A 13,175-nucleotide genomic window follows, 5' to 3' on the forward strand; every position below is an offset into this window, starting at 1 on the left:
GTGACGGTAAAGAGCTGCCGGGACGGGACGGCGGCCGCGTTAAGCGGTTGTTATCCTTTTGTTTTGGTTAACTATTTGCCGACACACTGCCTGAATCCGCGGCCTGTGTCGCGGAAAGCAATGTCGTGATCGGCTGGCGCACGGCCGGTCAGAAGAGAAGCTGCCATGCTGGGCCCGCGTCATCCAAAGTCTCCCGTTCCGGGGTCCCGATCGCCAGGGGCGACCCGGCGGACTGCGCTCGGCCTGTTGCTCGGCGCGCCCGTGCTGTCGGCCTGCGCCGGCGTGCAGCAAAGTCTCAGCCAATTCTCCAACCCGTTCTCGAGCTCCGCACCGCCGGCCCAGCCGGCAGGTCCCCAGCAGCAGGCGACGACCGCCGGCACCGGCGGCGTGAAGGTCGGTCTGATCCTGCCGCTCTCCGCTGCCGGTAACGCCGGGCTCGCCGCGCAATCGATGCGCAATGCCTCCGAGATGGCGCTGGCCGAGTTCCAGAACCCGAACATCCAGCTCCTGATCAAGGACGACAATGGCAGCCCGCAAGGCGCGCAAGCCGGCGCGCAGCAGGCGGTCGACGAGGGCGCCGAGATCATCCTCGGGCCGCTGTTTGCGCAATCGGTGCCGGCGGTGGCGCAGGTCGCGCGCACGCGCGGCATCCCGGTGATCGCGTTCTCGACGGATTCCAGCATCGCCGGCCGCGGCGTCTATCTGTTGTCGTTCCTGCCGGAGTCCGACGTCAACCGCATCGTCGAATATTCCGCCGGCATCGGAAAGCGCTCCTTCGCCGTGCTGGTACCCGACAACGCCTATGGCAATGTCGTCGAGGCCGCGGTGAAGGCGGCGGTGCCGCGGCGGGGCGGGCGCATCGTCACGTTCGAGAAATATGGCGCCGATCGCGCCACGCCCGCGCGCACGGTGGCGCAGCAGCTCGGCAGCGCGGACGCGCTGTTCATTGCCGATGACGGCGATGCGGTCGTGTCAGTGGCGGATGCGATGACCGCCGCGGGCGCGAACCTGCGCAACATCCAGCTGCTCGGTACCGGCCTGTGGGACAATCCGCGCGTCTATGCCAGCGCCGCGCTGCAGGGCGGCCTTTACGCCGCGCCCGACCCGGCCGGCTTCCGCGCCTTCTCCGGTCGCTACCGCACCAAATACGGCGCGGAGCCGATCCGCACCGCAACGCTCGCCTATGATGCGGTCGCACTCGTCGCCGCGCTGGCGCGCACGCAAGGCGGCCAGCGCTTCTCCTCCGACGTGCTCACCAACCCCTCCGGCTTTGCCGGCATCGACGGCCTGTTCCGCTTCCGCGCGGATGGCACGAATGAACGGGGCCTTGCCGTGATGAAGGTGACGCAAGGCGGCGGTGCTGCGGTGGCAGGATCGCCGAAGAGCTTTGGGGCGTAGTAGGACGACGGGTAGGGTGGGTTAGCGAAGCGTAACCCACCAACTTCGTCCGGCGAATGGGAGCATGGTGGGTTACGCTTCGCTAACCCACCCTACACTACCGAGAGCTCCTTACGCCGCCAGATCCGCGACCACCGCATCCAGCACCGGAAATCCGCTGCTGGTCACGCGCAGGCGTCCCGTGCCATCCACGGTGATCGCGCCTTCCTCGCGCAAGAGCGCGATGCGGCGGGGGTCGAGCGGGCGGCCGGCGAGGGCCCTGTAGCGCTCGGGATCGATGCCTTCGGCGAGACGCAGTCCCATCAGCAGGAATTCGTCGGCGCGCTCCTCGCTGTTGAGGAGCTCGTCGCTGACGACGCCGTCGCCGTTGGTCTCGACCCGCATCAGCCAGGCCTCCGGACGCTTCTCGGTGGCGGTGGCGTGCCTGATCCCGTCAATGTCGAGGCGGCCATGTGCGCCGGGGCCGATGCCGGCATATTCCTCGCCGCGCCAATACACCAGATTGTGCCGGCACTCGGCGCCGCGCCGGGCGTGATTGGAGATCTCGTAGGCGGGCAGGCCGAGCTTGTCGCAGGTCTCCTGCGTGACGTCGTAGAGCGCGCGTGCGACCGCTTCGTCCGGCGTCTTCAGCTTGCCGGCCTGGTGCAGGCCGAAGAACGGCGTGCCTTCCTCGATCGTCAATTGATAGAGCGACAGATGCTCGGCCGCTTCATCGATCGCGTGCCTGAGCTCGTCGGCCCACATCGCCGGCGTCTGGTCGGGCCGGGCGTAGATCAGGTCGAACGAATAGCGGTCGAACGCGCGGCGCGCGATGGCGACGGCATCGAGCGCCTCGCGTGCGCTGTGCATGCGGCCGAGCGCCTTCAGCGAGGCGTCGTCGAGTGCCTGCACGCCGAGCGAGACGCGGTTGACGCCGGCGCTGCGATAGCCGGCAAAGCGCGTGGCTTCGACGCTGGTCGGGTTCGCTTCCAGCGTCACCTCGACGTCGCCGGCGACGGTCCAGTGCTTGCCGATCGCATCTAACACCGCGCCGACGGTCGAAGGTTGCATCAGAGACGGCGTGCCGCCGCCGAGGAAGATCGAGGTGACCTCGCGGCCGGGGGCGCGCTCGGCCGTCGTTGCGATCTCGCGCGCGAAGGCGGCTGCAAACCGCGCCTCGTCGATCGCGGCGTGGCGGACATGGCTGTTGAAGTCGCAATAGGGGCACTTCGACAGGCAGAACGGCCAGTGCACGTAGACGCCGAAGGCTTCGGATTCTTGTTTTGACGCGTTTTCCTGGCGCGAACCGGTATCCACTTCGCTCGAAAACGCTCTAGCGCGGCTCAAGGCAGATCTCCGCCAGTTTCACGAAGGCGCGGGCGCGATGCGACAGGCCTAGGCCAAGCGGCGGCAGGCCGTGTTTTTCGATGCTTTCCATCTCGCCGAAAGTGCGATCGTAGCCGTCCGGCAGGAACATCGGATCGTAACCGAAGCCGGCGGTGCCGCGCGGCGGCCAGACCAGCGTGCCGTCGACGCGCGCCTCGACCTCCTCGCGATGATCGTCGGGCCAGGCGACGCAAAGCGCGGAGACGAAGTGTGCCTTGCGCTTGTCCGGCGTGGTGGCGCCGCGCTCCTGCAGCAGGCGCTCGATCTGCGTCATCGCCGCGTTGAAATCCTTGGATGGACCGGCCCAGCGCGCGCTGTAGATTCCCGGCGCGCCATCGAGCGCGTCGACGACGATGCCGGAATCGTCGGCGAAGGAGGGAAGCTTGGTCGCCTGCGCCGCGGCGATCGCCTTGATCGCGGCGTTGCTGCGGAAATCGTTGCCGGTTTCCTCGGGCTCGTCCAGGCCGAGCTCGCCGGCCGACACCGCCTCGATCCCGTACGGCGCGAGCAGCTCCCTCATCTCGGCGAGCTTGCCGGGATTGTGGGTGGCGATGACGAGCTTGTCGGTGATTCGGCGGTGCATGGGCCTATTGACTACGCCACGGCCAGTTTCTGCAAGTCCACCAGGCGCGCGATGCCCTTCTGCGCCAGGGCGATCAGCTTCAGGAACTCGTCCTGCGTAAACGGCTCGCGTTCCGCGGTGCCCTGCACCTCGATGATGCGGCCGTCGCCAGTCATGACGAAATTGGCGTCGGTCTCGGCTTCCGAATCCTCGGCATAGTCGAGATCGAGCACCGGAGTGCCGTTGTAGATGCCACAGGAGATCGCGGCGACGTTGTCACGCAGCACGTTGGTCTTCACCATGTTGCGCGCCTTCATCCAGTTGAGGCAATCGGCAAGCGCGACCCAGGCGCCGGTGATCGAGGCCGTGCGGGTGCCGCCGTCGGCCTGGAGCACGTCGCAATCGACCGTGATCTGGCGCTCGCCGAGCGCTTCGAGATCGACGATGGTGCGAAGCGAGCGGCCGATCAGGCGCTGGATCTCGACGGTTCGGCCGCTCTGCTTGCCGGCGGAGGCCTCGCGGCGGGTGCGTTCGGAGGTCGCGCGCGGCAGCATGCCGTATTCGGCGGTGACCCAGCCGCGGCCCTGGCCCTTCAGCCACGGCGGCAGGCGCTCCTCCAGCGTGGCGGTGACCAGCACATGGGTGTCGCCGAATTTCACCAGGCACGAGCCTTCCGCATATTTGACCACGCCGCGCTCCAGCGTCACGGGGCGCAATTCGTCGGGCGCACGGCGGCTTGGCCGCATGGGAAATCTCCAAAACTCACGGGAAAAGGCTGTTCGCGGTGCTTGTAGGTGGGGCGGGGGTGGGCGGCAAGGGCTTATTCACCCCCTGACGTCGAGCCCGCAAACGCCACGCTTGTCAGAAGCGGCCCGGATGGACAAATTATAAGTATCTGAGAGGAGTTACCGTCTGTGGCCCATCACGATCCGATCCATCTGATCGCGCCGCGCGCAGGCCTTGCCCAGCTCAACGAGCGTTCCCGCGACATCTTTCGTCAAATTGTCGAAAGCTATCTCGCGACCGGTGAGCCGGTCGGCTCGCGCAATATTTCCCGCCTGATCGCCATGCCGCTGTCGCCGGCCTCGGTCCGCAACGTCATGGCCGATTTGGAACAGCTCGGCCTGATCTATGCCCCGCACACCTCCGCCGGCCGGCTGCCGACGGAACTGGGCCTTCGCTTCTTCGTCGACGCCCTGATGCAGGTCGGCGACCTCAATGAGGCCGAGCGGCAGTCGATCCAGAGCCAGCTCTCCTCCGTCGGCGAGGCGCAATCGGTCGAGGCGGCGCTGGACCAAGCCTTGATGCGGCTCTCCGGCCTGACCCGGGCCGCCGCCGTCGTGCTGACGCCAAAATCCAATGCCCGGCTGAAGCACATCGAATTCGTCCGCCTGGAACCGGAAAAAGCGCTGGTCATCCTGGTCGGCGAGGACGGCCAGGTCGAAAACCGCGTGCTGACGCTGCCGCCTGGAGTTCCCTCCTCGGCGCTGACCGAGGCCGGCAATTTCCTCAATGCGCGGATCCGCGGCCGCACCCTGGCCGAGGCGCGGCTCGAGCTTGAGACCGCACTCGGCGAGGCCCGAGCCGAGCTCGATCAGCTGACACAGAAAGTGATCTCGGCCGGCATCGCCAGCTGGTCCGGCGGCGAGAACGAGGACCGCCAGCTCATCGTCCGCGGGCATGCGAATCTGCTCGAAGACCTGCATGCGCTGGAGGATCTGGAGCGGGTGCGGCTGTTGTTCGACGATCTCGAGACCAAGCGCGGCGTGATCGACCTGCTCGGCCGGGCCGAGACCGCCGAAGGCGTGCGGATCTTCATCGGCAGTGAGAACAAGCTGTTCTCGCTGTCGGGGTCGTCCACCATCATCTCGCCCTATCGGGATGCCGCCGGCCACATCGTCGGCGTTCTCGGTGTGATCGGCCCGACGCGGCTGAATTATGCCCGCGTGATCCCGACCGTGGACTACGCCGCCCGCATCGTCAGCCGCCTCTTAGGGGGCTGATTTGGGGGGCTGACCGGCCTTTCCGCCGATCACGGGCGCTTGATTTTCGTGGGCTTAAGCACGATATCCGGGCCAACATCCCTGAAACGAGTTCGAGACCAGAGCCGATGACCGAGCAAGACCGGCAACCCGAAGACACGACTGCAGCGACCGGCGAGCCCGTGGTGTCGAAACCCTACATCATGCCCGACGATCCCGAGCCCGGCGCGGTCGAGACGTTGCAGAAGGAAGCCGCCGAGGCGCGCGACCGCATGCTGCGGACGCTGGCCGAGATGGAGAACTTGCGCAAGCGCACCAGCAAGGAGGTCGCCGACGCCCGCCTCTACGGCATCACCGGCTTCGCCCGCGACGTGCTCGATATCGCCGACAATCTTCAGCGTGCGCTCGATGCCGTTCCGGCCGAAGCGCGTGCCGCGGCCGATCCCGGCCTGATCGCGCTGATCGAGGGCGTCGAGCTCACCGAACGCTCGCTGCTCAACGCGCTGGAAAAGCACGGCGTGAAGAAGCTCGATCCCTTGGGCCAGAAGTTCGACCCGAACTTCCACCAGGCGATGTACGAAGTGCCCGATGCGTCGGTGCCGTCGGGCACCGTGGTGCAGATCATGCAGGCCGGCTACACCATCGGCGATCGCGTGCTGCGCCCGGCGCTGGTCGGCGTCGCCAAGGGCGGCGCAAAGGCTGCGTCTGCGGCGAACAACAACAACGAGCAGAGCGGCGCGGCGAACTGAGTCTCAGACCCTCATGGTGAGGAGCCGCGCCCTTGCGCGGCGTCTCGAACCATGCAGGCCCGGCTCTGGCAGCTCGGCCTTCATCCTTCGAGACGCGCGCGAAGAAGCGCGCTCCTCAGGATGAGGGTCTTCCAGTGTTGCGCGCTGCTTACGCGCTCACCGCGATATCCGCAGACTGAATCCGCTTTACGCCGGCCTTGGCCATATCGGCCCAGGCCTTTGCCAGCGAGCCCTGCGTGTCGATGCCGCGGCAGGCGTCTTCCACCACATAGACCTCGAAGCCCGCCTTGCGTGCGTCGAGCGCGGTCCAGGCGACGCAGAAGTCTGTCGCGAGGCCAGCGACGAAGACGCGCTTGATCTTGCGGCCCTTCAGGTAGCCGGCGAGCCCCGTCGAGGTCTTGCCGTCGGCTTCGAGGAAGGCCGAATAGCTGTCGACGTCCTTGTGAAAACCCTTGCGGATGATGAGCTCGGCGTGCGGGATCGAGAGGTCCTTCGACAGCGCCGCGCCGTCGGTGCCCTGCACGCAATGGTCCGGCCACAGCACCTGCTTGCCGTAGGGAAGATCGACCGTTTCGAACGGCTTCTTGCCGGCATGAACCGACGCAAACGAAACGTGGCCCGGCGTGTGCCAGTCCTGCGTCAGCACCACGTTCGCAAATGCCTTCGAGATCTTGTTGATGACCGGCACCACCTGCTCGCCTTCCTTCACCGCGAGGCTACCGCCGGGCAGGAAGCAGTTCTGCACGTCGATCACGAGCAGCGCGGATGCATCGTCCGGCTTGATCGATGCGGCCGCGAGCAGCGCGGTTGGCGCCAGCGTCGCCAGCGCCGTCGTTCCAAGCATTGCCAAGACTTGTCGCCGAACCAGCATGTATGCCTCCCTCCAGGATGATCCAACGGGAGGAAGCCTAGTTCCGTTCGTGTACGAACAGAAGCCCGAAAATGCAGCCGGCTTTGATGAGCGGTTGGGCTGATCGCCCCAACATCATCGTCATCCCGGGGCGCGCAAAGCGCGAGCCCGGGATCCATAACCCCAGAGACTAGTTTTGGCGAAAACTCTTCGTCGGTACTGTATCGGACTGCAACCGTGAGGTCACGCGGTATGGATCCCCGCCCCCGTGCGCAATTGCGCACTAGGCGGGGATGGCACTGAATGTGTTGAAGCCTCGAGCCTCACCCCTTCGGCTGAATCCCGTCGCGCACGGCGCGGAAGCGGGTGAAGGCCGCTTGCCACTGGTCGCGCGGGGCGCTGGCGATGATGCGCAGCGAGGTGCCACCGGTGGAGAAACGGATCCACTGCACCACGGTAACCGGGGTCTTGTCCTTGCCGCTGACGCCGTCGATCCGGGTCTCGAAACCCTGCTGGCCGTTGATGCGGATCGGCTCGGACATGGTGATACGCGACTCGCGCACGCCGGGAATCTGGCGCGCTGCCTCCTGGGCGAAGCGGGCGCGGTCGTCTGCGGCTTGCGGGGTGGCGCCGATCAGGCCGAGGATGATGAACGGCTTTGACTCGTAGCCGGCGCTCTCGTCACCGTCGGCCAGGATGATGCTGGAGCCCGGCGCCAGCGTCCGGACGTCCTTGAAGTCGGCGAGATCAGTGATCTTGAACGGCAGCAGTGCGAGCTGCTCTTCGGCCGACACCTGCCTGCGCGTGGTGGCGCTGGCGAACATCTGTCGCACCGCCTCGTCCGTGTAGATCTTGGTCGCATTCTCCGGGATCTGCACCGCGACATAGCCGGAGAAGCCGGCGCCGGGCACGATCATCGAATAGCGCTTCACCGGCGTATCGCCGGCCTTGCCGCTTTCGGTGGTGAAATAGGCTAGACCCGCGGGGGTCTCGACCTTGTCCTGCTTGACGCCGCCCGTCCCGCCGGGATTGGAATTGAAGGCGCTCACGACCTCGCCATAGGCCGCCGGCGGCAGCTCGGTGACCAGCACCTTGACGCTGCCGTCCTCGCTCTCGAAGCCCGGAAAGGTCTTGGCCGTGCTGAGGCCGATCAGCGGCACCATGCCGAGACGCAAGCCGGGCGGAAACACGGCGTCGGCGGCGCAGGCCGGAAGCGCGGAAGCGGCGAGGAGGCCGAGCGCGGCGAGGGGGCGGATCAGCTTCATGGGCACTCTGATTGGTTCACATTGAGGCCGTTCGATGGTTGGCCACCGGGCCGCTTTGTCGCGCGAAGCAGCGCTCGCGGCTGCCCGGCCGGTCCGCCTTTTACCGGGTTTGGGCTTGCGGTAACAGGGCGACCCGGGCCCGCGGGTGCAGGGGCTTGCAGAGGCCCGAACCTGTTAATATTTCCTCACCCGCAAGGGCGGTTGAGCCCGGATATCACCTTCCAAAACCCAATGTTTTAGCGGCAGAAACGTAGCTTCGGTCCTTGCGGGCCCCTCCCCCCCTCCTATATGAGCCTCAATCATCGCAATATCGCGGATGTTTGATCTTAGGGGGTTTCGGTTCGGGTGCCTCTTGGGCCCAGCCAACCTGCCGCAAAAAGAAGGATATCAGGACCATGGGAAAGGTCATTGGGATCGACCTCGGCACCACGAATTCGTGCGTTGCCGTGATGGATGGCAAGAACGCCAAAGTCATCGAGAATTCCGAAGGCATGCGCACGACGCCTTCGATCGTCGCCGTGACGGATGACGGTGAGCGCCTCGTCGGCCAGCCGGCCAAGCGCCAGGCCGTCACCAATCCCGAGCGCACCTTCTTCGCAGTGAAGCGCCTCATCGGCCGCCGCTACGACGACCCGATGGTCGAGAAGGACAAGAAGCTCGTTCCCTACAAGATCGTGAAGGCTTCCAACGGCGACGCCTGGGTCGAGGCCGACGGCCAGACCTACTCGCCCTCGCAGGTCTCGGCGTTCATCTTGCAGAAGATGAAGGAGACCGCGGAAGCCCATCTCGGCCAGAAGGTCGAGCAGGCCGTCATCACCGTTCCCGCCTACTTCAACGACGCCCAGCGCCAGGCGACCAAGGACGCCGGCAAGATCGCGGGCCTTGAAGTGCTGCGCATCATCAACGAGCCGACCGCGGCCGCGCTCGCCTATGGCCTCGACAAGACCAAGGCCGGCACCATCGCGGTGTACGACCTCGGCGGCGGCACGTTCGATATCTCCATTCTCGAAATCGGCGACGGCGTGTTCGAGGTGAAGTCGACCAACGGCGACACCTTCCTCGGCGGCGAAGATTTCGACATGCGCCTGGTCGGCTATCTCGCCGACGAATTCCAGAAGGAGCAGGGAATCAACCTGCGCAACGACAAGCTTGCCCTGCAGCGTCTGAAGGAAGCCGCTGAAAAGGCCAAGATCGAGCTGTCCTCGACGACGCAGACCGAGATCAACCTGCCCTTCATCACCGCGGACCAGACCGGCCCGAAGCATCTGACGATGAAGCTCACCCGCGCCAAGTTCGAGGCGCTGGTCGACGACCTCATCCAGAAGACCGTCGAGCCCTGCCGCAAGGCGCTGAAGGACGCCGGCGTCACCGCCGGTGAGATCGGCGAGGTCGTGCTGGTCGGCGGCATGTCGCGCATGCCGAAGGTCCAGGAAGTCGTGAAGCAGCTGTTCGGCAAGGAGCCGCACAAGGGCGTCAATCCGGACGAAGTCGTGGCGATCGGTGCCGCGATCCAGGCCGGCGTGCTCCAGGGCGACGTCAAGGACGTGCTGCTGCTCGACGTGACCCCGCTGTCGCTGGGCATCGAGACGCTGGGCGGCGTGTTCACCCGCATCATCGACCGCAACACCACGATCCCGACCAAGAAGAGCCAGGTGTTCTCGACGGCTGAAGACAATCAGAATGCCGTCACCATCCGCGTCTTCCAGGGCGAGCGTGAAATGGCGGCCGACAACAAGATGCTCGGCCAGTTCGACCTGATGGGCATTCCGCCGGCCCCGCGCGGCATGCCGCAGATCGAGGTGACCTTCGACATCGACGCCAACGGCATCGTCAACGTCTCGGCCAAGGACAAGGCCACCGGCAAGGAGCAGCAGATCCGCATCCAGGCCTCGGGCGGCCTGTCGGAAGCCGACATCGAGAAGATGGTCAAGGACGCCGAGGCCAATGCCGAGGCCGACAAGAAGCGCCGCGAGGCCGTCACCGCCAAGAACGAGGCGGATGGTCTGGTGCATTCGACCGAGAAGGCCTTGGCCGAGCACGGCTCGAAGGTTGCCGAGAGCGAGCGCCGCGCCATCGAGGATGCCGTCAGCGACCTCAAGGAAGCGCTGAAGGGCGACGATGCCGAGGCGATCAAGGCCAAGACCCAGACGCTGGCGCAGGCTTCGATGAAGCTCGGCGAGGCAATGTACAAACAGCAGGCCGAGGCCGACGCCAAGAAGGACGCGGCCAAGGACGACGTCGTCGACGCGGAATTCACCGAGGTCGACGACGACAAGAACAACAAGAAGTCCGCTTAAGCCCCGAGAGGGTGACGATGCGGACGGCTTGGACCCCACACACGCTACCGGCCTCCTCCCTCGCGGGGGAGGCCGTCGTGTCGGGACGGGGCGAGGCGCCCGTTACGATCAATCAATTCCCGACCGTTATGCTGAACGCAGGCACGGTGCCCTCTGCCGCAAGGCGGAAGGCTGCCTATATCGTCGCTTGGCGACGTCGTTTTGCTCCAACTTGAATCGCGATTGGATAGACCGAGTCCCACATGTCCACGTCCACCAAGCGCTGCTATTACGAGACCCTCGAAGTCGAACGCGACGCCGACGAAGGCAAGCTGAAATCGTCGTTCCGCAAGCTCGCAATGAAATTCCATCCCGACCGCAATCCGGGGGATGAGACCAGCGAAGTCAAGTTCAAGGAAATCAACGAGGCTTACGAGGTCCTGAAGGACAAGGACAAGCGCGCCGCCTATGATCGCTACGGCCACGCCGCGTTCGAGCAGGGCGGCGGCTTCGGCGGCGGCGCCGGTTTCGGTGCGGGCTTCGCCTCCTCTTTCTCTGACATCTTCGAGGATCTGTTCGGCATGGCCGGACAGCGCGGCCGCGGCGGCCGCGAGCGCGGCGCCGACCTGCGCTACAACATGGAAATCACCCTCGAGGAAGCTTTTGGCGGCAAGACCGCGCAGATCGAGATTCCGGTCTCGGTCACCTGCGAGGCCTGCTCGGGCATCGGCGCCAAGGCCGGCACCAAGCCGAAGACCTGCTCGACCTGCGGCGGCGCCGGCCGCGTGCGGCAGTCGCAGGGCTTCTTCACCCTGGAGCGGACCTGCCCGGGCTGTCAGGGCCGCGGCCAGATGATCGAGGACGCCTGCCCGTCCTGCTCGGGACAAGGGCGGGTGACCCGCGAGCGGACGCTCTCGGTCAACATTCCGCAAGGCGTCGAGGACGGCACACGGATCAGGCTCGCCGGCGAGGGCGAGGCCGGCGTCCGCGGCGGGCCGCCCGGCGATCTCTACATTTTCCTGTCGCTGGCCCAGCACCAGTTCTTCCAGCGCGACGGCGCCGACCTGCATTGTCGCGTGCCGATCTCGATGGTCACCGCCGCGCTCGGCGGCGAATTCGAGGTGCCGACCATCGAGAAGGGCAAGACCAAGGTGAAGGTGCCCGCCGGCACCCAGTCGGGACGCCGATTCCGCATTGCATCAAAGGGCATGCCGGTGCTGCGGTCGCGCCAGATGGGCGACATGTACGTTCAGGTCATGGTCGAGACCCCGCAGAACCTGACCAAGAAGCAGCAGGAATTGCTGGCCGAGTTCGAAAAGCTCTCCTCCGGCAACACCCAGCCGGAAGCCGAGGGTTTCTTCGCCAAGGTCAAGGATTTCTTCGGCAATCGGGCGAATTGACTCGTCTTGACCGTATCGCCTCCGGCCTATACGTCTTTATGACCATTTTCTGACACGCCGCGGTCCCGCGGTTCCGTCCGGTCCCGACATGCCATTGCCATCGTCCGCGCGTGCGTTGAAGAAGCCTCGTCTTGACGACGAGGTGCGCTTTCTCAGGTCGTGGATCGAAAAGCCCCTGCACATGGGCGCGGTGATGCCGTCCGGCAAGCTGCTGGCGCGGACCATGGCGCATTATGTCGATCCCGATTCCGACGCACCGGTGGTCGAACTCGGACCCGGCACGGGCGCCATCACCTCCGCGCTGATCGAGCGCGGGGTCGACCAGAAGCGTCTCGTTCTCGTCGAATACAATCCCGGCTTCTGCGCGCTGCTGCGCGACCGCTACCCGCAAGCCAAGGTGGTGCAGGGCGATGCCTATCGCCTGCGCGATACGCTCTGGAATGTCTTGAGCGCGCCGGCCAGTGCGGTCGTGTCCGGCCTGCCGCTCGTCACAAAACCGATGCTGACGCGGCTGCGGCTCGTCCGCGATGCCTTCACCGCTCTCGCACCTGGTGCGCCGTTCATCCAGTTCACCTATGCGGTGGTGCCGCCGATCCCGAAATCGCTGCCCGGCGTGTCCACAGAGGCCTCGGAACGGATCTGGATGAACCTTCCGCCGGCCCGCGTCTGGGTGTATCGCAAGCATTAATTCCGCCGGCTCCTCCTTTGCGCGGCGGGCTCGTTTCGCCGAACGCGTGGGATTGGATGCCAGCTCCCAAGATCCTGATCATTCCCGGCTCGCTGCGCACCGGCTCGCACAATGCGAAGCTGGCGGCGGTGGCGGCCTACGAATTCGCGCAGGCCGGCGTCGACGTCACCCGCATCTCGCTCGCCGATTTTCCGCTGCCGATCTACGACGGCGATCTCCAGGCCAAATCCGGCGTGCCCAAGCACGCGATCAATCTGAAGCGCATGATCGGCGCGCATCACGGCGTCCTCATCGTCTCGCCCGAATACAACGCCTCGGTGCCGCCGCTGCTGAAGAACGCGATCGACTGGGTCAGCCGCGTGCACGAGCTGCACGAGGCGCGCGGCGAGGTGTTCCGCAACCGCGTCTTCGCGCTTGCCGGCGCGTCCCAGAGCCGGTTAGGTGCCGCCCGCGCGCTGCAGGCGCTGCGGCTGATCCTCTCCTCCTGCCACGCCAATGTGATTGCGAGCCAGCTCACGCTCGCCTTTGCCGACCAGGCCTATGACGATATGGACAGGCTGAAGAACGAGGGCGATATCGCCGCCTTGAAGGAGCTGGTCGCGCAGTTGATCGACGTTTCCCAACGCATGATGTGAGGTGA

12 protein-coding genes are annotated in these 13,175 nt (G+C 65.8%); 7 read left to right on the forward strand and 5 right to left on the reverse strand.

Annotated elements, in window-relative coordinates; genetic code table 11:
* The first annotated feature begins 165 nt into the window (after nt 1-165).
* The gene (locus AB7M16_RS19175; protein ID WP_453944874.1) at nt 166-1,398 is read left to right on the forward strand and encodes a penicillin-binding protein activator; all 1,233 of its coding nucleotides are present in this window, start codon (nt 166-168) and stop codon (nt 1,396-1,398) included.
* Nucleotides 1,399-1,509: 111 nt separating this feature from the next.
* Here AB7M16_RS19175 and hemW read toward each other — a convergent pair whose 3' ends face one another.
* Genes hemW through rph form a run of 3 tightly spaced genes read right to left on the reverse strand, consistent with a single transcriptional unit; the run spans nt 1,510 to nt 4,071 of the window.
* On the reverse strand, nt 1,510-2,694 hold the full coding sequence (gene hemW, locus AB7M16_RS19180; protein WP_453947227.1) for a radical SAM family heme chaperone HemW: 1,185 nt from the start codon (nt 2,692-2,694) through the stop codon (nt 1,510-1,512).
* Nucleotides 2,695-2,710: 16 nt separating this feature from the next.
* Nucleotides 2,711-3,346: an RdgB/HAM1 family non-canonical purine NTP pyrophosphatase gene (rdgB, locus tag AB7M16_RS19185; protein ID WP_453944876.1), complete on the reverse strand. Its 636-nt coding sequence runs from the start codon at nt 3,344-3,346 to the stop codon at nt 2,711-2,713.
* Nucleotides 3,347-3,357: 11 nt separating this feature from the next.
* Nucleotides 3,358-4,071: a ribonuclease PH gene (gene rph, locus AB7M16_RS19190; RefSeq protein ID WP_172787791.1), complete on the reverse strand. Its 714-nt coding sequence runs from the start codon at nt 4,069-4,071 to the stop codon at nt 3,358-3,360.
* Nucleotides 4,072-4,239: 168 nt separating this feature from the next.
* Between rph and hrcA the strand changes: the two genes are divergently transcribed.
* Nucleotides 4,240-5,328 (forward strand): heat-inducible transcriptional repressor HrcA, encoded by a 1,089-nt coding sequence (hrcA, locus tag AB7M16_RS19195; protein ID WP_091882505.1) that lies wholly within the window; start codon nt 4,240-4,242, stop codon nt 5,326-5,328.
* 107 nt (nt 5,329-5,435) lie between these two features.
* Nucleotides 5,436-6,056, forward strand: a complete 621-nt coding sequence (gene grpE / locus AB7M16_RS19200) for a nucleotide exchange factor GrpE (protein WP_172787790.1) — start codon at nt 5,436-5,438, stop codon at nt 6,054-6,056.
* A gap of 148 nt (nt 6,057-6,204) precedes the next feature.
* Here grpE and pncA read toward each other — a convergent pair whose 3' ends face one another.
* Both pncA and AB7M16_RS19210 read right to left on the reverse strand, forming a co-directional pair.
* The gene (gene pncA, locus AB7M16_RS19205) at nt 6,205-6,927 is read right to left on the reverse strand and encodes a bifunctional nicotinamidase/pyrazinamidase (protein ID WP_172787789.1); all 723 of its coding nucleotides are present in this window, start codon (nt 6,925-6,927) and stop codon (nt 6,205-6,207) included.
* Nucleotides 6,928-7,229: 302 nt separating this feature from the next.
* Entirely contained in the window at nt 7,230-8,171 is a 942-nt protein-coding gene (locus tag AB7M16_RS19210; protein WP_453944879.1) for a hypothetical protein, read from the reverse strand.
* A gap of 395 nt (nt 8,172-8,566) precedes the next feature.
* Between AB7M16_RS19210 and dnaK the strand changes: the two genes are divergently transcribed.
* The 4 genes from dnaK to AB7M16_RS19230 all read left to right on the forward strand — a co-directional run bounded on the left by dnaK (nt 8,567) and on the right by AB7M16_RS19230 (nt 13,170).
* Entirely contained in the window at nt 8,567-10,468 is a 1,902-nt protein-coding gene (gene dnaK, locus AB7M16_RS19215) for a molecular chaperone DnaK (protein WP_036003245.1), read from the forward strand.
* 242 nt (nt 10,469-10,710) lie between these two features.
* Entirely contained in the window at nt 10,711-11,847 is a 1,137-nt protein-coding gene (gene dnaJ, locus AB7M16_RS19220) for a molecular chaperone DnaJ (RefSeq protein ID WP_172787787.1), read from the forward strand.
* Between the two features lie 88 nt (nt 11,848-11,935).
* Nucleotides 11,936-12,535, forward strand: a complete 600-nt coding sequence (locus tag AB7M16_RS19225) for a class I SAM-dependent methyltransferase (protein ID WP_172787786.1) — start codon at nt 11,936-11,938, stop codon at nt 12,533-12,535.
* Between the two features lie 56 nt (nt 12,536-12,591).
* Nucleotides 12,592-13,170 carry an NADPH-dependent FMN reductase gene (locus tag AB7M16_RS19230; RefSeq protein WP_172787785.1) on the forward strand — a complete coding sequence of 193 codons (579 nt, stop codon included), beginning with the start codon at nt 12,592-12,594 and terminating at the stop codon, nt 13,168-13,170.
* Nucleotides 13,171-13,175 lie beyond the last annotated feature (5 nt).

Source organism: Bradyrhizobium sp. USDA 372 (assembly GCF_053629095.1).

Coding starts and splice junctions, on each gene's coding strand:
- AB7M16_RS19175 (WP_453944874.1), top strand. CDS start 166: ATGCTGGGCCCGCGTCATCCAAAGTCTCCCGTTCCGGGGTCCCGATCG.
- AB7M16_RS19210 (WP_453944879.1), bottom strand. CDS start 8,171: ATGAAGCTGATCCGCCCCCTCGCCGCGCTCGGCCTCCTCGCCGCTTCC.
- pncA (WP_172787789.1), bottom strand. CDS start 6,927: ATGCTGGTTCGGCGACAAGTCTTGGCAATGCTTGGAACGACGGCGCTG.
- dnaK (WP_036003245.1), top strand. CDS start 8,567: ATGGGAAAGGTCATTGGGATCGACCTCGGCACCACGAATTCGTGCGTT.
- grpE (WP_172787790.1), top strand. CDS start 5,436: ATGACCGAGCAAGACCGGCAACCCGAAGACACGACTGCAGCGACCGGC.
- rdgB (WP_453944876.1), bottom strand. CDS start 3,346: ATGCACCGCCGAATCACCGACAAGCTCGTCATCGCCACCCACAATCCC.
- AB7M16_RS19230 (WP_172787785.1), top strand. CDS start 12,592: ATGCCAGCTCCCAAGATCCTGATCATTCCCGGCTCGCTGCGCACCGGC.
- AB7M16_RS19225 (WP_172787786.1), top strand. CDS start 11,936: ATGCCATTGCCATCGTCCGCGCGTGCGTTGAAGAAGCCTCGTCTTGAC.
- dnaJ (WP_172787787.1), top strand. CDS start 10,711: ATGTCCACGTCCACCAAGCGCTGCTATTACGAGACCCTCGAAGTCGAA.
- rph (WP_172787791.1), bottom strand. CDS start 4,071: ATGCGGCCAAGCCGCCGTGCGCCCGACGAATTGCGCCCCGTGACGCTG.